We start from the raw sequence: 21,083 nt of genomic DNA, 5'->3' as shown, positions 1-21,083 counted from the left end.
CTCAGTCGGAGTGAGCGGAACAATATGTTCGTTGCAGAGTAATTTGCCATACGTATCACGACATACAATCGAAAGATCATTCCGCAAAATATATTTTGTCATCGTGGCCATTGTCATTACCATTTCTATGTAATAAATGTCTGCTTGCTTCTATGCAGCAAGAATAGCACCCCTGATACCATAAATGATGAGAAGGTTTTCTTTTGTCTTCCCCAAAATCTTCTCTCTACACGAAGAGAGTTGTACGTACAAATGTATGAAGAGTGCTCTCTGTGAGGTTATTGCCCATGAATTCGGTAATCTTGTGCGTGATCCATTTTGATCAGGTGGACAAGGTGTTTGTCATTAAAACGTGAATGAAGACGAGCTTCCACCTGTTCCCAACTAGCGGCGTTCATCGTAATCACCGTTGGAGCCTGGGCATTGTAGCGATGATTGAGCAACTGGAATAATTTGTCCGCTGCCCATGGCGTATTATTCTGGGTGCCAAAGTCATCTAGAATAAGTAGATCGGTATTACACAGTTGTTGAAAACGCTCATCATAGTCTTGTTCAGCGTTTGGAGAAAATGCTGCACGTAAATAATCGAGCAAGCGAGGAACGACTTGAAATAATACCAGGTTTCCTGCTTCGATTTGTTTCTTGGCAATGGAAACTGCCAGATGCGTTTTCCCACATCCATATTCACCAACCAGTATCAACCATCCCTTTGGCTGACAGGCAAACTCAAATGCTTGCATATACGCTTGGCGAACACCCTGAATAAAAGGATTGTAGGTCTCAAATGAGGCGGCACGAAAACACTCTAAGGTATCTATGCCCGATAGCTTGATGAGCTTTTGTTGCTTATGCTGTTGTATCTGCTCAATACTGCATTGACAGGGAAATGGTTTGCCAAATTGGGGATGCCCAACAGGAACCTCTACACGGAGATAGCCAGCACCTTTGCAAACGGGACATGGTTGTGAGTTACTGCATTCTTTTGTCATCGTTGGCTGTTTGGCGTGAGCCTTTCTCTGATGCTCCATCTCTCTCTGCGTTATCTGTATCCAGTTTGTGATGCGATCCATTAAATCGTATCCTTTCCGATGGGATTTAACTTTTTCTTCAGTTGCAGAATCTCATGTACCTCTGCAAGTTTTTTAGACCATTCCGCCTGGCTGTGGATTGTAAAAATATGTTGGTCAAGTTGCGCTTCTACGAGCCACCTGTCATGTGTCCAGGAGCTACGAGCCTGCAGTTTGTATTCATGTTTCTGGCCATCTTGTTTTATTTGTGCCGCGAGCTGGATCGCCTCTTGCTCAGTCATTATTGATTTAGGATTTGCTTGCTCTGACATGGATGTAGATTTGCTATGTTGTCCATCAACCTCTAGCCTCGAAGGTAGGGTTGGACGCGATACTTGCTTTTGTATGAGTTCCTGATGCCGTTTATGCTCCAGGGTGGCAATGATACGGCGTTTCCCATGGCTGTTATGGTGAGCCAGATCAGTAACCTTCATTCCTAATGGATCATGATTTTTCTTCCAATACTCATCTGAACCATGGAGCCAGGCTTTTTCAATATCCTTGAGGCTTAATGCTGGCCGCAATTTCATAATGATCGCCGCCGCACGTGCTTGTTGGTGACGTTCCAATTCCTGAAAACATCGACCTCGCAGGTGTTCAACCATTTGAATGATTGTTGTGATGGTTTCAGATGCATCCATATCAGGAGTGTTTATAGTGCGCTGAGGTGATTTGTTCTGGCTATCATTGAGTGAAGCTTCCGGAGATACTATGGGGATGGTGGGTGTAATGGCCATCTCAATTTGATTTTTATCAGTGTCTGTAGCAGCTACTGTTACTCTCTTTTTAGTATCTTTAAAACTCTTTCTATTCTTGTCTGTTGAACTATAAGGTTTTCGATTGGCTCTAGAGGCTCTACGGTTGTTGTTTTTATCATCGGCACTATTTCCGTCATTTGTCAGAAGCATTTCCGACAAACGCCGGAAGTATTTCCTATATTTATCAGAAATATTTCCCCTTTCAATCAAGTGCTGTAGTATCGGAAGAATTTCCTGTTTTGTTGGAGGATTATTAATGCCCGCTTGAATTTTTGCAGGATACAGTGTATAGCGATTCGTTTTTTCGGACTCATCGACATCGATATAACCCAATGCCACAAGTAGAGGAATAGCTGTATCGCGTAACGTACGATCACTGATTTCATTATCCATTTGAGCCACTATTTCGCTCTGTGTTTTGTAAAGGGTAAAATCTTCTTCCTGACCCTTTGGCCCTTCATAGGTCGTAAATGGACGAAGGCTCTCTTCCATATGCTTTTTAAACTCCTGATTGATGCTTACCTGATAAAGCAAAAAACTCAGTAATGTCGAGGCTGCTTTGTTACCAACGCATGCTTTCCGTAAACAAGGCCGTTTAATCAAAATATCTTCTACTGGAAATTGCACACACCACTTCATGATTGTTGCCCTCCTAAATCCATAAGAAGATGGCAGGTTTCATTTTTATCTGAAGCAACTGTTGTGCGGACATATGGATGAGCATATAAATAGATTGGATGCGTCTGTTTTACCATTGGCTTCTTTCCTTAGTCTGTAAATAACGGCAGTGATTATTTCAGCGAGCTAAGCAACTGCTTGTATGTACTATGCCGATTTTGAGCTTGTTTGTACAGATACAGAACCTATACAGTACCTACACAATACCTATACAGTTCACTGTAATTGCGTTTTTGGGGAGGCAAAGTGGGAACTTTGGGAAACCATAAGAAGAAGATTATGGGAGTTACTTATGTTAATGTATTATCAGGTGTAATGTTTACTGTGTGTCTCTATCTGGCGTAAGCAGAAGTAGAAAACAAGAAAAACGCCCTTGTCAAACTGAAGGTGATACATTCCAAGGGAGAGTGAGGAAGCGGCCTTTCACAGCCACACCTATCGCTCCCGGTAGATAAACTTGCTCAAATATTTCGGGAATAGGCTGAAAACGACTCACCAACTCCACCGAGAGAAGTGCAGCATCGAACAGAGGATAAATGGAATTGGGATCAGCGGAGCACCAAAAACTCTCCTTGTTTTCCATTACCATCTCTGCTCCTAGACCGTCTTGAAGCTCATCAGTAAAATATATACCGTTTTCAAGAAAAGCTAGTGAAAATGCTTTGAGAATATTCCATATGAACTGTCCTGCATGCACTTTATACGGTTCAGCAGGTATCGTAACTTCTTGTAAGGATTCGGCTTCAAAAAGAATTGCTAATTCCACCCAACCGGCCCACTTCTCTTCTTCATCGGATTGAGGGAAGTATACATAGGGGCGTGCGAGAAACACGCCTGCTTGTGATTGGAGCATGATAGTTGGAGCATTGTTTGCGTAACCCTGTTCCCAGGATGGCCAGTTCAGGTGTGAGAGCCAGTCAAGAATTCCTGGAGAAATACAATGTACGTGTTCTAAGACTTGCCGGAACTGATGGACAACTTCTGGAAACGTATTCTTGTCACATCTAACATATGTTTGAACTTGCGCATATTCTGGCACGTGTGTGACTCCTTCTGTCTCTCATGTATGGATGCATGATTTAATAAGCGCGCGTGATAATCTCTCCTAAGCCTCTCCTGGCTCAGCCATATAATCATTTGATTATACATCCCCTCCAAGAAAGAACATTATTGGTTTCAATAGATCTGAGAACTTCGTCTGACATTATCTTTACTTTATTGAGATAATCCATCGATTATTTTTGAGCTCACCTATACAGCCATATACGGAAATGTCATGGTTCTGTATGGGCGTTGTATAGGCGCTGTATCTGTTCAAGAGAACCTCAAACTGGCATAGTTCATACATATGAAGAACGTCTTAGCTGGAGAAAAACAGCGTAGTACGAAAAGTGGGTGAAGAAAAAATGTCCATGGTTCATAACAGCGTCTGTACATTTCATAATCTGACAGTACATCTTCTACATGAAGTCCGAGTGATCATTTTTAATGGGAGGCAAATCCGTTTTACCCCCATTGAATATCACCTGATGAGGTATCTATTAACCGAGCGTCCAGTCTCTGATAAAGAATTAGTCGAAGATATTTTTCATAGTGAGCTTGATATGTGGAACAGAGAAGCGTTGAATAAACATATAGGAAACGTGCGCAGAAAATTAAAAAAATCGGGCTCCCATCTTTCAATTCTCCGCGTCGCACAAAACAAAGAAAAAAAAAAAAAAAAATATAAAAAAAAAAAAAAAAAAAAAAAAAAATAAAAAAAAAAAAAATTCTCAAAAAAAAAAAAAGATAAAAAAAAGAATAAAAAAAAAAACAAAAAAAAAAAAAAACAAAAAAAAAACCTTGGTTATATTTAATGCTCAAAGGAGAAGTTACCTGAACTTACGGGCTTAACGCCAGTCCACCCTCCCCGCGCGGAAATGGTTATTTAATTTTCTTCGCTTAAGGGGTTGTAGATATGTAATTACCGTCGGTAAGGGTAAAAGTGTAGTACTTTTTTCTGAGTTCATTTTATTGTTTGTCAGTGTCTGGGGTAATCTTCCTGGATAGAAACGTTCGCGTACGGTTGAGGTATTGTTGGACCTTCATAAGGAGGCGACTTTTTGGAAATATTTTTACGTGTAACGCTTCGATGCGTTTGTTTCTGCATAGGATTCGACGAATTCAGGACGTTGGGCACGAGATAGGTAATCGCTGCAAGTGATAATTACTGATCCAGGTTTTCTTGATGTCTAATTGGTCAGCTAGCACGTTTCCATGCAGATGGCGTGTGATTGCGCTTACCAGATTGAAAATGGTTGCTGGAGGAAGCTTAAGGCTGGGTTGAAGGATGCCAGTAATGGCTTCAAGCATAGCTTGTACCAGGACCTTTGAATCCTGGCTTGCCCCTTCTGTTGTGCTATCAATAAGCTCTAGTATTTCCTGGGCGCTCTTTTGGTCTATTACTTCGCGATAGAGACGCTCATCAATACCGAGCAGGTAGGCGATATATTGCCAGAAGTGATAGAGATCTGAGAGCTCATGATCGGTGAATGTAATCCAAATTTGTGCAGTGCGCTGAAGGGAACATAGGTGAAGTCGAGCCAGGTGCGGGTCATTTCAACTTGATTGATTGGCGTTCCCATAGCGTTTTGATCCCAGTGGCGTTGGAGGAGTGTCTTGCGCACGCGGGCATGGAGTAAGCGGACCTGGACATTGTGAATGTATCCATCCGCACCTCTTAGCAAGCCACCTGGTAGTATGGATGCGATATTCCAGGTTCCAGTTTCGAGGAGGCGACGTTGTGCCATTTTCGTCAGGTTTCCAGTCTTTACCAGGACACTGGCAATAGAAGGAGAACTGTAGGTGTGGGTTAGGGATCCTGGACCAAGTGATAGGGTGAGCCAGGTACTTCCAATAGATAAAAATGCTTCCGAGCCGCGCTGCAAACGTTCCATCTCGACCCAGTTGGGATAACGCTCTATGTCTTCAAGAAATGCCTGGATAGCAGGTGAGGGATGATCTACCGTCTTAAGGCCATGACTGATCCCACGATTGAGTTTCTCTCGTGCTTCAGTACCGAGTTCTTCCATTTCCTTGATCACAGCATCAGCACGAGCGTCACCAGTATACATTAACTCAACGAGGAGTTGTATTTTTGATTCCCAAACCGTTGTTGGGCCTGTTGTAAATTGATGAGACTGGAGGGAGGAATAAAATCCTGGTTTGAAAATAATGGTTGCTGCGTATCCATGTAACTATCCTTGAGATATGGCCATATGACTGCTCATATTTTGCCCATATCAATCGTATGTTTTCTGTTTTTTATGATATGGATAATTGAGATAAATATATCGTATGCAATTAGAATGATGGATTTCTTTGATCCATCTCAATAAATTATAGCATGGAATTGCTCGGCTTGATTATTCATTGTGACTGGGCTTTGGCTGATACATGAAGGAGGTGGGACAAGCCGGATGGGCTTGCGTAGAAATAGCTGTGAGAGTGAGCACTCCCTCTGTCATCTCGATAGTTGTTAGCCCTCATTCCTTTGAGTGAGCATTATATGCTTTACTTCCAACTTCACAAGATCCTTCTACGAAATAGGTTTATTCGTGTAGAACGATCTACCGCCGGGCAAAAAACAAGCGGGCAGATTTGGCCCTCCCACGTAAGCGCTTACCCTCCAATGTGAGCACTGGTATTAACTTACGTGAGCAAACCGCTTCACATCTGGGGCATCAGCAAAGAAGAGTGTCAATAACAATGAGATCTACATGTTTTGGCAGAAGAGATTCGGCATGTCTTAGCGCGATTTCAATTGCTCATCATAGAATTGGAAATAGAGACCCCCTTGCTGGAGGAGTTCAGCGTGCGTTCCGCGCTCGACGATACGTCCAGCGTTCATGACCAAGATCTGGTCGGCGGAGAGAATCGTCGAGAGGCGGTGAGCAATCGCCAGCGTTGTGCGCCCCATCTGGAGTTCCGCGAGCGCTGCTTGAATCAGGCGCTCGGAGCGCGTATCGAGGGAGCTCGTCGCCTCATCCAGAATCAAGATGCGCGGATTTTTCAGCAAGACACGGGCAATTGCTACGCGCTGCTTCTCGCCGCCAGAGAGAACGTAACCGCGTGGCCTACCACTGTCTCGTAGCCGTTGGGCAGTTGCAGAATGCGTTCGTGGATCTGAGCGGCCTGCGCGGCGGCAAACACCTCCTCGTCAGTAGCGTCGGGTTGTCCGTAGGCGATATTCTCGCGGATTGTCGTGTTCAACAGGTAAGTTTCCTGTGTCACTAGACCGATATGCTGGAGCAGGCTCTCCTGCGTCACGGAGCGTACATCATGACCATCGATCTCTACAGCGCCTTGCTCCACATCGTAGAACCTGGGCAACAAGGAGGCCGCAGTGGTCTTGCCTGCGCCGCTCGGACCAACCAGGGCGACGAGTTGTCCTGGTTGAATTGCGAAATCGACGTCAATCAACGTTGGTCGCTCGGGGTGATACTGGAAACTCACATGATGGAAGCGAACATGCCCGGTGACATGCTCAAGCGCTCTGGCATCGGAACGGTCTGCGATCTCGATTGGGAGATCAAGGTACGCAAAAAGGCGCTCGAAGAGGCGAGTGCTGATTGGATGTCGAGAGGAATGCCGAGCAATTGGCGCAATGTAGGAAAGAACTGGCTTTGCAGAGCGATAAAGGCGACCAGTGAACCAAGGCTGAGGCGGCCACCAATAACCTGAAGTCCTCCAGCATAGTAGACCAGGGCTGGAGCAATATTGAAAAAGATGTGGAAGCTCAAGAGGAACCAGCGCCCGATCATCGTCTGGCGGACCTGTACGGTTACAAGTCTTTCACTTGTCGCTCTCAAACGTGTTGTCTCGGCTCGTTGCCTGCCGAAACTCTTCACAAGAAGTGTGCCGCTGACATTGAGTGTCTCCTCAAACACAGACAAGACATCGGCCAACGTCTGCTGCGTCTCTTTGCTTGCGCCTCGCACGACCGAACCCACATGCAAAGCCAGATAGACAAAGAGCGGTGTCAGGCCGAGAGAAAGGAGCGTCAGTGGCACATTGAAACTCAACATCACAACCAGCGTCGTCAGCATCGCGATGGAGTTGGAGAGCGTCTCGCTCAGAGCATTGCTGAGCACATCACTCACTCCGTTGACATCGTTGGTCAGGCGCGAGATGATCTCACCGGTGCGCTCGGTCGTGTAGAAGCGCAGGGCAACGGCTTGAAGATGAGCATACAGACCAATGCGCAAGTTGTGCATGACATACTGAGCCAGGGTGACTTTCAAGTAATCCAGAGCAATGCTGACGAGGCCAGTACATATTGGCAGGGCGATCAGCGCAAGCACTAGCCAAGCCAGCAATGTAAGATCTTTGCGCGGCAAAGCCTGGTCAATGATCATTTTCGTGACTTCGGGGACAACAGCGGTGCCAAGAGTGGAATTCATCAGGATTATGACAGTGATCAGAAGCACACGCCACCAGTACGGACGAAAGGCCTGGAGAATACGAATGAAGTTCCCAGTTGCAGGAAGTTCGTTTGATGAGATGATACGCGGCACGAGTTTCCTCCTTCAAGCATACAAACAGAGAGTGCCACACCGCCCAAACCCGTAATAGTAGACAAGCCTTGTAAAACATCTATTGGGAGAGTAAAGAGCACACGATGATGCTACATTGAGCGTATGAGCGGAAAATATCGTTTGGGGGTTGGAGTTTGGGTAGCGAGGCATCTATTATACACCCAAAACCGGGATTTCCTGGCTTTGGGAGAGGAGATTTTTCAAAGATATTCACAAAATCCTTTTAGAAGGAGCATTTTGTTTCGAGCTATGTGTAAATCTCATTGTTATTGACACTCTTCTTTGCTGATGCCCCAGATGTGAAGCAGATTGCTCACGTAATAATTATGAATAGGGAGTTGGCCATTGAGCGTTTATATGCTACTGGTTTAATTGGAGAAATGTTAGTATGACCATCGACTTGAGTAAACTATCTAGCTGTAAAAGCTACATCGAAGAGTGATCTCACCTGTTTGCTGAGGCACCGTAAGTAAGTGTGCTTGAGCAATTGTGAACAGGAAGATGTTTAGAGCTGGTCCTTAGAGGAATGACCAGGAGCATCTTCTACTAAATCTTTTACAGACACTTCTAACGCTTCAGCTAATCGTCCAAGTGTAACTGTCGTAATCTCAGCAAACGGATCGTGTACGATGCGATACACAGTCCGATTATCTAAATCGGCCTTTCTTGCCAGCTTAGCTATGTTTATCCCCTTTTCTTCCGCCACCTCTTTTACTCTGAGACGCAACATTATAACGCTCCTATGTGTTCATTCAAAGTCAGTGTATCAGAGCGAACGGATTAGCAGAATATGGTAATAACGATAAGGTTTAAGGGATAGCATTGTAATGTTATGCATTGTAATGCTATCATTGTAATGTTGAAAATGCTTATTCATTGTATCGACTAGAAAGGAGCTTCTCTTGAGTGAAGTCGCATTTTTGAGGAAGCGGATAGAAATGGAATGTGAGGCCATGAAGCATGCAATGAACAGTTTTAGAGCCACTGCCTCACACGACATTATCAATAATCAGTACAACTCGATTGGAAACATACAGGAGCAATTAGCAGTTATTGTAGGCGAGCAAGAGGCAGCAAAAATCGCTGTTGAGGTATATATTCAAGCGATCGGATAGTGATCATGGAAGAGAGAAAAACGAAACCTACTTTAGAGCAGGTTAGGGCATATCATTTTTTTGATATCTCTACTCTTGCGATACTTGCAGGACTAGAGACCAAAACCGTGTATCATGCACTCTTACGCCGGCCTATTTACCGTAGTGAAGCAGTGACGATTGTCGCTACTTTGGCGCAGTATATCGGTTTAGAACTATCGTTAGAATATATAGATATTGTGGTGTGGGAAGAATATCAAATCCTCTGGATTATACGTGCCAGTTTGGATATACATGAATCTCTAAGCGACTCATACCACTTTGTCTATGCACGTGACCAGCAACATGCCAAAGATTTGGCCAGGAAGTGGCTTGAACAGCTTCCACATCTACCACATCACTTCTACACTGCCTGCCCAGACGGTTTTATGATAGGAGATATCTCTATTCCTGGACATATCCAAAAAGAAGAAAGTCTGGTACCTGTAGAATAGATGATATACAACTGAAAATAAGGGTGCTGAAAAGACCGCAATTTATAACCTCTACAGTCTTTCTTTAGCACCCCACTTCCTCCTTGCGCTTTAGCAACACTCCCTCAAAGCAATCTTCATCAGTTTCCTGGCTATGTTTCACATCATCTTACTAATTACCTCACTAATATTCTATGGATAACATAGCTTGTGTTTTGGTCTTTTATTAATGGTCAGATGCTGTGCAGATATGTCGATATGAATAACTATGCTATGCTTAGACCATTTTTTAATGATCCCTTCATGGAATTTTTCAAGAAAGAGTTCCTCCAAATACACTACATCCATGACTGATGAAATTCCTGATCTCCCCGGCTATGTCTCCACAAGGGAGGCTGCTAAGATGCTAGGCATCTCTGAGCGCCGTGTTCGCCTATATATTGAAATGAAACGACTCCCAGCAGTTCGGGCAGCCGATGTTCTCATGATCCCTTTGGAGAAGGTGAAAACTTTTGAGAGGAAGATCGTTGGACGCCCCCGTAAAAACGTGCTCTCCTGGCGAATATCCTCCCTTGAGAATACCCAGTTTATGACATTTATTTCCGTTCAGATACACCTTCATCGGGAGAAGCAGTTAGCGCAACGACTAGAAGAGATAAGGCATAGCGGTCAACATGTCTTTCCTGGTACGGTTGTGCGCTATATTGTGAGAAGTAAAACCATTCCAGGGCAGGTAGAGATTATGCTAATATGGAGAAACACAGTCATGCCGAATGAGGTGGAGCGTGAACAGGCACTGGATGTATTTCGACAATCGCTGGCTGATGTGTTGGATTGGGATACTGCTCAGTATAACCATGGCGAAGTAATGATGCATACATAAGGCATCAGGTTATTGGATAGAAAAGCGCTCATATTATGTATTGGTCAGAAGTTTATTTCCAGTATCTTTTTGATACAAATTATTTTTTGTATTTTGTCCTTGTGCAAAAGTGAAATTTGTGCTCTCTATGCCATCTAAGACACACATGCCTATCCCAAGTCTCCCTGGATTACCTCTCTTAGGGAACGTTTTCGCTCTACGTAAAGAGCGCGTCGAACTTTTAATGCGTATTAGCCAGGAGTTTGGGGATATTGGGGCATTCCACTTTGGGCCACGTATGGTTCCTGTCTTAAACTCACCCGAACTTATTCACCAGGCTCTGGTGGATCAGGCGGCAGCCTTCGCGAGAACAAAAACGGTTCGCGCTCTGGGAACTCCTGTTCTGGGCAATGGTGTATTCTTGAGTGATGGAGAAGAGCACCTTCGTCAACGGAGAATCCTTGCTCCTCATTTCCAGCATAGCCGAGTTTTGCACTATGCTGAGATTATGACTGACTGTACTTCACGCTTGCAAGAAACATGGAAAGCAGGAGAAACGATCAACCTTGCCGATGAGATGATGCGTCTCACCTTATGGATTATTAGCAAAGTTCTTTTTGATGCAGATGTGCTTGGCGAAGAGCGTGAATTAGGCGAGGTTTTGACGTACACATTTCGTCATTTTGCGGATGCAGTGACTAATCCTCTACGTTTACCCCAATCCTGGCCGACTCCTCAGAATCGACGTGCTCATCAAGCCATTAATCGAGTGAATGCAACTATCTACCGCATGATCGAAGAACGACGACAAAGCGGAGTGAATCGTGGCGATTTTCTCTCTAATCTGCTTCATGCACAGGATGAAGCAGATTCTACCATGCTAAGTAATCAGCAGGCACGTAATGAGATACTCTCTTTATTCGTTGCCGGTCACGAGACAACGGCGACCGCGCTGACCTGGTGTTGGTATCTTCTTTCTCAACATCCTGAGATCTATGCACGGATGAGAGAAGAGGGTGATCGTGTCCTTGCTGGTCGCTTGCCAACGATGGCAGACTTACCCAATCTGCCATATTCGTTACAGGTCTTTAAAGAAACCTTGCGTCTTTATCCACCAGTATATGCATTTACCAGAGGGGCTGTTGTTCCTGTCCGGCTTGGAAATTATTACATTCCCAAAGGGACATCAGTCGTTATCAGTCCCTATACCTTACACAGACGCTCAAAATACTTTCTTGATCCCGAGCGTTTTGACCCCGAGCGCTTTGATCCCCTGCAAGAAAAGAAGCTTGTGCGATACTCCTATATCCCTTTCGGTACAGGTTCTCATATATGCCTTGGCATGCACTTTGCCCTGCTCGAAGGCCACTTACTACTTGCAACAATGGCACAGCGCCTGACCTTTGAGTTCGTTGGCTCTGGACCAATTGAGCCAGAGCCATTATTAACTCTTAGACCAAAAGGACAAATTCTTATGCGCGTACGGCAACGATAAATAGGTTTTTTGCATCAATAGTTCTGTGTTTTGTACTTATCAAATCCCCTAGTAAAACAGACAGAGTATCTACTCTATCAAATTATTAGGAATGAGGCACTCAAGTTACAAGGAAGAAAAGTATAGCATGCACACTATAGCATGAATCTAAGTAATAGATATGCTAGTATAAGAAGCGACGGAGGCGTAATTAATGTAAGAAATAAGCATCCCAACCCAGGCGCTTTTCCATATTGTGCTTTAGTGCCTAGTGCTGCAACCAATACAACGAGATTAATAATCAGCCCAGGAAAGTAACCCAACATATAGAGAAATAAAATCAAAAAAGCTTTCCACGTGTAATCCGGGGGAGGATTCAAATAATACTGATTTATTACATTTGGTTGATTTTGCCAATATTGCTGTTGTGGAGGCTGAGCATAGGGTTGGGGATTTTGCCAATATTGCTGTTGTTGAGGAAACGGAATATAAGGTTGAGAATTTTGCTCATTCCAATTTGGCGGCTGCATACAATATAACCTCCTAATAGAGCCTGTTCTAAAAGAATTACTATTGTTATTTTTAGTATAAATGATGATATGAATATTAAGCGCTTAATAAAGTGCAAAGTATTACTTTTGGATATCAATATTAATTAAAGCTCTATTTTGTAATAATATGGCAGTAATGCAATATGATAGTAAGAAGGTGAATTTGAATTTGGTGTAGTGATTGTCTATCATGGCGATTAAAATGAATTGGATGTGTAATGAACAATTTATGCGATCACATTTCATTTTTCTGAGTAGCTAGGACGTCACGTAATAGGCGATGGACGAAGATATAACTTCCTCCTACTTTGCGTAAAAGGAGGCGCGCTGTTGCCTCATCGAGAAAAGCAATAAGATTCCATGGAAGTAGATTGAGCCGCCACAGAAAGAAGCGTAAAACGAAGTGCTGTATAAAGGCAGCGAATCCTGTTCGACCACCGATCAGGCCAAAAGCGAGTCCGAAAATTAGGCCTCCAACTGATCCAAGGACAAGTCCTAAGATCAATCCATATGTCAGGGTTACAATAGAGGCACCAAATAGACCGAAAATAACACCGCCAGCTAGCCCAAAGAGCAGGATTGCGAGCAGGACAAAGAGGAACCCACGTTTCCCAGAACGCCAGATGCCTTCGTTAGGAGAGAGTGAGAATTTTTCTGGGAGTTGCATAGGTGGTAATCCTCCGATTAAACCACCAACCAAACTCACTACTATAACTGCGGCCAATCCTACTGCAATGCCTCCAGTTGGCCCAACCAGGAATCCTCCAGCTATTCCTGCAGCGATACCGACAGCAAGCCCTCCTAGAGCCCATATGCGAACACCTTCCCTGGCAGATACCCATGACCAGACTGTGATCTCTGCGGGTTGAATCGTCTGATGGTATTTGAATGTCACTCCGAAGACGAGCCCACCAATTAGGCCTCCAATAATACCGACAATGAGTCCAAAGATAACTCCAAATAATAATTTAGTGGTGCTTCCTGAGATGAGTCCATAGACTAATCCGAATGAGAGGCCAAAAACCGGGCCGAGGATGAGGCCAAAAGTTAGCGCATACACAAAAGGCATGCTCCAACGATACCAGAAGCGAGAGCGCTGTGGGAGCCAGAAAGGTTGAAGTTCTTCGACGGCAAACATAGTTTGTTGTTGATGATACAGTTGGGTCGCAAAGTAGGTCAGCCAGCGATACATCTGTTCCTCTGTTGCTTGTTGTACTCGCGCTCTCCGTGTAAGCATATGTTTTACATAATGTTTAAAGAGGGCATATGGATAATCTTGTTTGGGTACTGGCAGGTCAATCGAGGTATCGTCATAATATGCCTGGGTGAAGATAGAGAGCATGAGGGGGCGGCGTGCCAACTCTAATAGCTCTTGATCTTCGCGTAGTGCTTGCCGAAGAGCATCGATAGGACCAGAAACACTGGAAAGATAGGCTTCCATTTGCTCGTCGGTAAATGGAAGCAACATAATAGCATAGTAAATAGGAGGAGGAATGGAGAGCGCCTGATACTCATCAGTACGACAACACAGGATCAAGGGAGTGTGATCGAGATCTCGTTGTGTATAGTCTGTAATTGCTTGAACACAAGCTATGCGAGCAGACTCTGCAACTTCATCAAGACCATCGAGCAGGGGAAAAATCTGGTTCCTTTCGACCCATGCTTGCCCGATGTGTTGTGGTACCTGATAGCGGATCTTTAATTCCTCAACCAGCCACTTATCCAGTGGAAGCTGTTGCTGTGACCAGGATGAAAGGTTAAAAATGACAGGCATTCTGCGATTTTCATCAGCGTCAGCGTGATCCAGTAGCGTGCGTGCAAGATACAAGAGCAGCGTGGTCTTTCCTGAGCCTGGTTCGCCAAGGATGAGTAGTTCTTCATCGGCTTCATCAAATACTTGTATGATACTGGTTCCTGGAGGTAGAGGGCGAGGACCACGATCAAGTTCTTGTACCATCAAGCCCCAGGAACGCTCTAAAGCGTCTGGTTGCTTCTGCAAATGTAAATCAATCCAGACTGCATGATGCAACGACTGCTCCAGTAAACCTTCAATCCAGATCGTGCGTACGCGTTTGAGAAGGCGTTGGCGATTGGTTCTCTGAACAGGGGTAAGAGGGATGCTAGAAGATTGCCGAGTAGTAATAAAGTGGCGAAGTTCTTGGACAATAGAGAGGAGCGCTTCATCGCGATTATCCCATAGGGTTACAGGTTTCTCATTGCGCGGCAAACATTGTAGATGAGCCACATCAGTTGATTGCCAATCACAAGGACGGATGAGGATGGGAATGATGAGTGTTTGACCCAATCTATGTCGTTCTAACGCCTGCTGTATTTCCAGATCTTCATAGTTTGTGGAAAGAAAATAATCAGCACTGAGCAAGAGGAGAATAATATCGGCCGAATGCCAGGCCTTATGGCGTTCCTGATCTATTAATGCACCCGGAGGAATGAGTTGTTCATACCACTCAGCTAGTACTCCTTGTTGAACAAGCGGATGGAGCTGCGCCGAAAGCTGTTCACGAAAAGTATCATCAATAGATGCTGAAGAATAGACCAGCTTAATAGCCTCAACCATTTTTTCCTCCTATTGAGAAAGTGACGAAATTATTTATTTCCATAGGCTTGGGGCAGGGAGCATATCTTTAAGATCTCGTTCATTTATTTCTTATTAAATTGACAAGAGCTTGAAATTTTTAATAAAAGCCAATCCATCATGTGGCATAGCTAGTCCCCATATTTTTAAGCTTTACTTGCCTTAGCAGAAGTTAATGTATTGTGCTCCTGGGATAGTTAATTATAAATATAAAGTTCGCATCTATTGGGCGCTAGATATATGGCATAAGGACAAAGATTATAATTCAGTTTAAAGAACACTCTTATATAAATCAAATTATGAAAGCTAATTATATGTGTATATAGTGTATTTGAAGTTTTTGGTTCTTGAAAAATACCTTGTTAGGACTGTTAATTAATGATCCTGGCAATACTTATGCTTAAGTAGCCCTAAAAAGGTATAATTTAGCTATATGGAGATAATGATCGCCAATTTATTAGCACATCTCTTGGTGGATTTAGCCTTTTTGCAAAAGTATTTTGGCGATGATTCTTGGGTGTGCCAATGCAAGTGGTGTTTTTACCATGTGCAGTACCTTTAAAAAAGCACGTAAAGCATAGGGATCACGTGGTAAAAGCATGATTAAGCGGTCCAAATACCATTGTGATAATTTTGCTATAACTCCCTGTTTTTCGGAAGCGGGTACATCGGCAACGGTTGCAAGGAGCCAGGGTGAGACTAATAAACGGGCTATTTTTCGTTGAAATTGATGGGCAAATCCTTTGCGTTTGCGTTGCCATGAAGGCAGGCTAGTATCAAGCGCTTGTGCTTCCAGGGCCGCTACGGTCATGCCTTGACCATAGATGGGGTTAAAGCTGCACACTCCATCTCCGATTACGATGAAGTTTTCCGGCTGGCGCTTCAGACGTTCGAAGTGCCGCATACGATTGGCTGTACGGCGGTATCCATAGATAGGAGAGATAGGGCGAGCATTTTTGATGCTTTCGTATAGTACCTGGTCGGGTAAGCTGTGTGCAAATTCCAGGTATTCTGTATCTTGTGTCGGTGGATAATCTTTTTGGGAACCAGCCAGGATGACTAACCATTTTCCGCCTTCAACATCCATTAAAACACCACCACGTTTACTTTGGGTGCTTTGAATGGCGATGAATTTCCACCAGTCTTCCTGGTGTGTCCCAGGTGGTTCATATAAGCGCGTTGCATAGCCGAGATGCGTATTGATTTCGGTCTCTTGCGGGGTTTCATATCCTAAGTCTTTCAGCCACTCTGGAGCATGTGATGTAGAGCCGCTGGCATCGACAACTAAATCTGCTTTGAGTTCCTGGAGTATATTGTCTTCGGGCTTATTATGGTTCCGTTCTCGGAACTGCACACCGCAGACCGTTTCTTTGCTTTGATCGAAGAGCAGATGAACGACTTCAAACCCTTCCATGATGTGCAAGTGATCATATATCATCAATTCCTGATGGATCTGCCATTCCAGGAGTAGGCGGGTGCTATTCCAGCCCTGTCCCCATATTGTAGGCGCAAGCCGTGGACATCGTTCGCCATAGTAATATAAGGTGCCGCTGCCATAATTATGGTCGATTGCCCCGTGCGCAATCAATTTCTCCTGGATCCCAGGAAATAATGCTTCAATAATGTGTTGTCCTTGCAGGAGCAATGTATGTCCCTGTCGTCCCTGCGGTACACCAGGCCGAAAAACAGGTTCTTGAGGATAATGGTCTCTCTCAATAAGTGTTACCTGATCAAAGTGCTTTAGTAGAACGCGGGTTGTTAGTAATCCAGCAATACCGCCTCCGATAACGATAGCATGTGTTTCTTGTCTGTTATGCATATTTTCTTCTCTATTTTTCACCTGTAGTACTTTGATGAGTGTGATCAGATAGCCGTGCAAAATATTCTAATAGCAAGCGATGTGAAAACATATAGCCTCCTCCAACTTTACGTAATAGCGCTCGCTCTGCCGCATAGTTCAAGAAGAGAGTATATTTCTTTGGTATCACACCAGTTCTGCGAAGGTACCAACGTAAGATGATGTGCTCAATAAAGGCTCGTCCTCCATAAGCGATCCAGAAGCGGAAGCCAAAGAGCACACTATAGACCAATATGAATCCGAGCAGTAATGTGCGCCAGCCAGGAACTCCCGCCAGCCAGAAAAAGAGACCACAACACACACCACCTAGAATCCCACCCACTGGACCCATAGAGCCTGCGGCGAGAAGTCCATGTTTGATCGAATTGCGAATGCCAATATTGGGTTGCGTAATTGATTGGCGTTGGTCATCTGAGAGCCGTTCTGACGACCAGCCACTATTTAAAATGCCTACCAATATACTCGCAAGGCCATTGACGGCACCAACAATAGCGCCATATATTATTCCGTACCTCCATCCGTAAGAGACCCCATTAAAAAATGAGCTGACTGCTCCCAGGGTTATGATGATTGGCAATGCAATGGCAAGAGCTAGTAAAATACCTTTTTTGAGAATGGCGCCGCTATTTTTGATCATCGTAGACCAACTCCATACCACACTCTCGGTAGGCTCAATTATCCTGCCCAGTCCTGGGAGCAAATCAGTGCCGGTACCCAATCCAAAAATGAGACCTGAACCAACGCCAACGACGAATGCATCTGTGAGAATATGTTGAGTGATGGCTCCTGCCTGGAGAGAGTAAATGGTTGCCATGCCAATCGTTTCACAGACGGTAAAGAGTGCAAAATTGATGATGCGATCCATAGGAGACCGCTTCTCTTTCAGGATACGCTGTTTCCAGCGTGTCCATCGTGATTGATCTTTTTGGTGTTGCTCATATATATCCTCTTGCTCTGATCTTAGTGCAGCCAGAAGTCCAACGACCGATCCAACCAGGATGCCCTCAAACAAGCCAATAGCCAATCCATGATAGATGCCAAAATACCAGCCATTTGCGAGGCCAAAGACCAAGGCAGCAAATACCGCAACCACGCTCCCGAAAATGAGTGCACTGCGCAGTCCACTCATCAATCCCTGGCGTAGGGAAGTGAGTGAAAGAGAGGAGACCGCTTTTTTCCCTGCAATTAACACCACAATTGCCTCGACAACATATAAAATTAGCCCCATACTGGTGCCCCCATGTAATCCTCCACCGATACCTTGAGCCATCCAGCCCAGAATAGTGTTGCCGAGGCCTTTGCCACCTAGCCAGTAAAATAATCCCAGTTGACCTGGCTCAGAGTCTCCACGGAAACAGGCAAAGAGACCTCCATCGAGAGCTAAATTTACTCCAAAGATGACGCGTATTACAGCGTTGCGATACTTGATAGAGGTTGGTTCCTTTAACCAGTCAGGTTGTATGTGTTCGAGATAAAATTCAGTTTGATTGCGTGTGGCCATCTGTTGCGCGAGCCAGGATAGCCAGCGTTGTATCTGTTCCTGTGTATACAGTGGTGAGGCCTGGCGTTGAAGTAAGCGTTTCACATATGTCTCGAATATTTTGTTGCGACGTTCCTCCATATTTGCCATCGTTTGCACTTCTTCATCTGTCAGATCCTGATGGACTGTTGCTAGCACATTGAGCATGAAAGGAGTTGAAGCCATTTCCTGCAATGCTGGATCCGTTTGAAGTGCCTGGCGCATCGCTGCCAGGGAGGGACCTCCTCTTGCAACATAATCATCAATCTTCTGGATTGTTAGTGGCTGAACTTCTACCGCAGTATTTAATACAAGTTGAGAAGGCAGGCTGGCATAGACTGTAGAGCGGCAGCAGACTACCATTGAGACAAACCCATGATCCTCCCGATAAGCATTGATGGCTGCAATACAGTTTGCGCGCACTTCTTCATTGACCTCATCCAATCCGTCGAGCAACGTAACTACTTTATCTCCCGAAATCCATTTCTTTGCCAATCGGATGGGTACTAGATATTTCGTATTTAATTCTTCCTCCAACCATTGGTCTAATGGAAGTTGCTTATTTGCCCAGGATGACAAATGAAAAATGACTGGAATTGGTTGCTTTTCGTCAACTTGAGCACATTTGATGAGATCGCTTGTTAGTTCTAGCAGTAGCGTTGTTTTTCCGGAGCCCGGTTCACCCAGGATAAGTAATTCTCTATCCGCTTCATCATAGACTTCAGCGATGCATTTACTTGTCACTTCAGGTGGCGCTGGGTGATCCTCCAGGATATCTGTGTTCCATAGCTTTGCGACTGCATCTGATCGTATTTGTAGGTCAAGTGAGATTAATGAATGACTTGCAATATGATCCAGTACACCTGTAATCCAGCGTGTTTGCACACGCTTCAGCATGCGGTAACGATTTTCATCTGTGTCGCTATGCTGAAACACCATGAATGGGGCTCTATGTATGAATGGATGATGTTCTGCTTCTGTTACAATCTCAATGTCTGAGAATGATGATGTGTCATCATCGTTTGGCGATGTATCTATCTCTGCGGTTGTTTGTGGGAAAGGATATAATCCTAGCTCCTCCGGAGATTTTTTTAACACACGGCTCAAACGAACAAGCAAATCAGGCCCGGGTGAGCGTTTTCGATGTTCCCAACTTCGTACCGTTGCCTCTGCAACTCCAAGTGCATCCGCCAGATCTTTTTGTGTCCAGCCATGTTCCACCCGCGAGCGTCGTAATGCCTCATTTATGTTCTTTCCATCATTCATTTTATAATTCCACAACCACCTACAAAAGCATTTCTGCACAATTTATTCAATAAAAATTTATATTTACCAATACCATAAATATAAATTTCATCAATAATTCTATCTATTTTTGTTGATTGTGGCAATTGTGTAGGTAGTGTGTCTAGTACTCACAGTTCAAAAGTAGGCATAATATGGCTTGTTTATCGGGCCTTCACTCATAGGCACTGTCTTTCTGTGTTTATCAAATTCGATAAATACTTTATCTACTTCATCAGATGGCCATACTCTTGATCTCATTTATTCCTGTGTCTTACAAAACTGAGGCTTATTCATCATCAGCCAAAGATGTTTTTCACAAAATCTTTGCCAATACTATTTGATGGTTCAATGTTGCTCACTTTCTGGATTTGAATGGTCTTTCTCATTGTTTCGATGATAAACGAAGGTAGCGCACAATATCTCCCAGATCAAAGAGGTGGCGTTGAGCAGGAGCGGGCAAGAGCGTGAGGTTTTGCTGAAAAATATTGATCGGTCTGGGATACAAACAAATAATTTCTACCTGACTATTTTGAGCATCTTGTAAAAAGTGGAGGACCTGGCCAATATGCGAGCAGTGAACTTGTAACAGCGAAGGTATACACAGGATCTGAAATGCTCTGTTTTTCATTGCCTGTTTCATCTCGCGAAAAATAGGTTTGCTCATGCCTGTATCTTTATAAATAGATTGAAAAGTGTATTGGTTTTCTTTACAGTAGTTATATGTTCTTCGGATAACAACCGGTTCATCTTCTCTGAGCCCAAGCGTATGAAAATACAGGGCGACTTGCGGTGTGATACTTTGCATGGTTTCTGCCTTTGCCTGTTCTTGTATGGAAGGAAAGAGGCATCACTGTCGAAAAGTTGATGCCTCCTGGTTAATTACTATCTGTATCGTAAACAGCGAACAACGTCATCTAAATTGGTTGTTTGCTCCATCGATTGCGGAACGATGGCTAATCCCTGTGTATAGAGATTGGTAGGCGTTGGTGCCAGACAAACAATGTCCACATGGGCTTCTTGAGCATCTATCAAGAAATTGAGCAATTGTCCCAATTGATTTTCATAGATATGCTCAACCGATGGGATCAGAAGCAGATGGAAAGCCCGCTCTTCCATCATTTCTCTTACTGACTGAAGGACTGGCTGTGAACTTCCGGTATCCTGGTAAATGTATTCAAGTGAATAATCATGACCCTGACAATAGTCGAGCGCAACTTGCCGAATTTCTGTAAAATCCCCCTGATATCCAACATAGAGGGCTGCTTTAGCCGTCACAAAGTTCATTGTCTACTT

At 44.2% G+C, this 21,083-nt stretch carries 20 protein-coding genes; 5 read left to right on the top strand and 15 right to left on the bottom strand.

Translation table 11 applies throughout. The features are described from left to right. Positions 1–278 precede the first annotated feature (278 nt). The 3 genes from EL645_RS33170 to EL645_RS33160 form a co-directional block, all read right to left on the bottom strand. Complete coding sequence (locus EL645_RS33170) at positions 279–1,070, bottom strand: ATP-binding protein (protein WP_126556742.1); 792 nt, start codon at positions 1,068–1,070, stop codon at positions 279–281. Continuing rightward, positions 1,070–2,452 carry a hypothetical protein gene (locus EL645_RS33165; protein WP_136625339.1) on the bottom strand — a complete coding sequence of 461 codons (1,383 nt, stop codon included), beginning with the start codon at positions 2,450–2,452 and terminating at the stop codon, positions 1,070–1,072. Before EL645_RS33165 ends, EL645_RS33170 begins: the two co-directional genes overlap by 1 nt. 427 nt (positions 2,453–2,879) lie before the next feature. Beyond that, positions 2,880–3,542: a hypothetical protein gene (locus EL645_RS33160; RefSeq protein WP_126556740.1), complete on the bottom strand. Its 663-nt coding sequence runs from the start codon at positions 3,540–3,542 to the stop codon at positions 2,880–2,882. A 352-nt stretch (positions 3,543–3,894) separates the two neighbouring features. Here EL645_RS33160 and EL645_RS40365 point away from each other — a divergent pair, with 352 nt between their 5' ends. Next, positions 3,895–4,260 (top strand): helix-turn-helix domain-containing protein, encoded by a 366-nt coding sequence (locus tag EL645_RS40365; RefSeq protein WP_176599847.1) that lies wholly within the window; start codon positions 3,895–3,897, stop codon positions 4,258–4,260. 406 nt (positions 4,261–4,666) lie between these two features. Here the strand turns inward: EL645_RS40365 and EL645_RS46005 are convergent, their stop codons facing one another. The 6 genes from EL645_RS46005 to EL645_RS33130 form a co-directional block, all read right to left on the bottom strand. Then, positions 4,667–5,041: an oxygenase MpaB family protein gene (locus EL645_RS46005; RefSeq protein ID WP_371865840.1), complete on the bottom strand. Its 375-nt coding sequence runs from the start codon at positions 5,039–5,041 to the stop codon at positions 4,667–4,669. Then, positions 4,945–5,574: an oxygenase MpaB family protein gene (locus EL645_RS33145; RefSeq protein WP_161977899.1), complete on the bottom strand. Its 630-nt coding sequence runs from the start codon at positions 5,572–5,574 to the stop codon at positions 4,945–4,947. Before EL645_RS33145 ends, EL645_RS46005 begins: the two co-directional genes overlap by 97 nt. Positions 5,575–6,290: 716 nt before the next feature. Continuing rightward, complete coding sequence (locus tag EL645_RS41725; protein ID WP_246035656.1) at positions 6,291–6,560, bottom strand: hypothetical protein; 270 nt, start codon at positions 6,558–6,560, stop codon at positions 6,291–6,293. A gap of 14 nt (positions 6,561–6,574) precedes the next feature. Beyond that, positions 6,575–6,997 (bottom strand): ATP-binding cassette domain-containing protein, encoded by a 423-nt coding sequence (locus EL645_RS41720; RefSeq protein ID WP_218032167.1) that lies wholly within the window; start codon positions 6,995–6,997, stop codon positions 6,575–6,577. Continuing rightward, positions 6,994–8,058 carry an ABC transporter ATP-binding protein gene (locus EL645_RS41715; RefSeq protein ID WP_126556737.1) on the bottom strand — a complete coding sequence of 355 codons (1,065 nt, stop codon included), beginning with the start codon at positions 8,056–8,058 and terminating at the stop codon, positions 6,994–6,996. Before EL645_RS41715 ends, EL645_RS41720 begins: the two co-directional genes overlap by 4 nt. A gap of 526 nt (positions 8,059–8,584) precedes the next feature. After that, the gene (locus tag EL645_RS33130; protein ID WP_126556736.1) at positions 8,585–8,809 is read right to left on the bottom strand and encodes a helix-turn-helix domain-containing protein; all 225 of its coding nucleotides are present in this window, start codon (positions 8,807–8,809) and stop codon (positions 8,585–8,587) included. Between the two features lie 172 nt (positions 8,810–8,981). On the opposite strand from EL645_RS33130, the gene EL645_RS33125 reads away from it, so the two are divergent. The 4 genes from EL645_RS33125 (at position 8,982) to EL645_RS33110 (ending at position 12,003) form a co-directional block, all read left to right on the top strand. Further along, positions 8,982–9,194, top strand: coding sequence for a hypothetical protein (locus EL645_RS33125; protein WP_126556735.1), 213 nt, complete (start codon positions 8,982–8,984; stop codon positions 9,192–9,194). A 5-nt stretch (positions 9,195–9,199) separates the two neighbouring features. Then, complete coding sequence (locus tag EL645_RS33120) at positions 9,200–9,667, top strand: hypothetical protein (RefSeq protein ID WP_126556734.1); 468 nt, start codon at positions 9,200–9,202, stop codon at positions 9,665–9,667. Positions 9,668–10,049: 382 nt separating this feature from the next. Continuing rightward, positions 10,050–10,529 (top strand): hypothetical protein, encoded by a 480-nt coding sequence (locus tag EL645_RS40300; RefSeq protein ID WP_174845328.1) that lies wholly within the window; start codon positions 10,050–10,052, stop codon positions 10,527–10,529. 127 nt (positions 10,530–10,656) lie between these two features. Continuing rightward, positions 10,657–12,003 carry a cytochrome P450 gene (locus EL645_RS33110; RefSeq protein ID WP_126556733.1) on the top strand — a complete coding sequence of 449 codons (1,347 nt, stop codon included), beginning with the start codon at positions 10,657–10,659 and terminating at the stop codon, positions 12,001–12,003. Positions 12,004–12,137: 134 nt separating this feature from the next. On the opposite strand, the gene EL645_RS33105 is transcribed toward EL645_RS33110, so the two are convergent. From EL645_RS33105 to EL645_RS33080, 6 genes are all read right to left on the bottom strand, one after another. After that, the gene (locus tag EL645_RS33105) at positions 12,138–12,512 is read right to left on the bottom strand and encodes a hypothetical protein (protein ID WP_126556732.1); all 375 of its coding nucleotides are present in this window, start codon (positions 12,510–12,512) and stop codon (positions 12,138–12,140) included. Between the two features lie 256 nt (positions 12,513–12,768). After that, positions 12,769–15,108, bottom strand: a complete 2,340-nt coding sequence (locus tag EL645_RS33100) for a TIR domain-containing protein (protein ID WP_126556731.1) — start codon at positions 15,106–15,108, stop codon at positions 12,769–12,771. A gap of 496 nt (positions 15,109–15,604) precedes the next feature. After that, positions 15,605–16,966, bottom strand: a complete 1,362-nt coding sequence (locus EL645_RS33095; protein WP_246035655.1) for an NAD(P)/FAD-dependent oxidoreductase — start codon at positions 16,964–16,966, stop codon at positions 15,605–15,607. Further along, positions 16,956–19,769 (bottom strand): helix-turn-helix domain-containing protein, encoded by a 2,814-nt coding sequence (locus EL645_RS33090; protein ID WP_126556730.1) that lies wholly within the window; start codon positions 19,767–19,769, stop codon positions 16,956–16,958. The genes EL645_RS33095 and EL645_RS33090 overlap by 11 nt, the downstream gene beginning before the upstream one ends. Positions 19,770–20,172: 403 nt before the next feature. Further along, positions 20,173–20,595 carry a hypothetical protein gene (locus EL645_RS33085; protein WP_126556729.1) on the bottom strand — a complete coding sequence of 141 codons (423 nt, stop codon included), beginning with the start codon at positions 20,593–20,595 and terminating at the stop codon, positions 20,173–20,175. A 77-nt stretch (positions 20,596–20,672) separates the two neighbouring features. After that, positions 20,673–21,074, bottom strand: a complete 402-nt coding sequence (locus tag EL645_RS33080) for a recombinase family protein (protein ID WP_126556728.1) — start codon at positions 21,072–21,074, stop codon at positions 20,673–20,675. Positions 21,075–21,083: the final 9 nt, after the last annotated feature.

Source organism: Dictyobacter kobayashii (genome assembly GCF_003967555.1).
Lineage (GTDB): Bacteria > Chloroflexota > Ktedonobacteria > Ktedonobacterales > Ktedonobacteraceae > Dictyobacter > Dictyobacter kobayashii.
The sequence above is the reverse complement of the archived record's forward strand: the minus strand, read 5'-3'. Positions and strand labels throughout refer to the sequence as shown.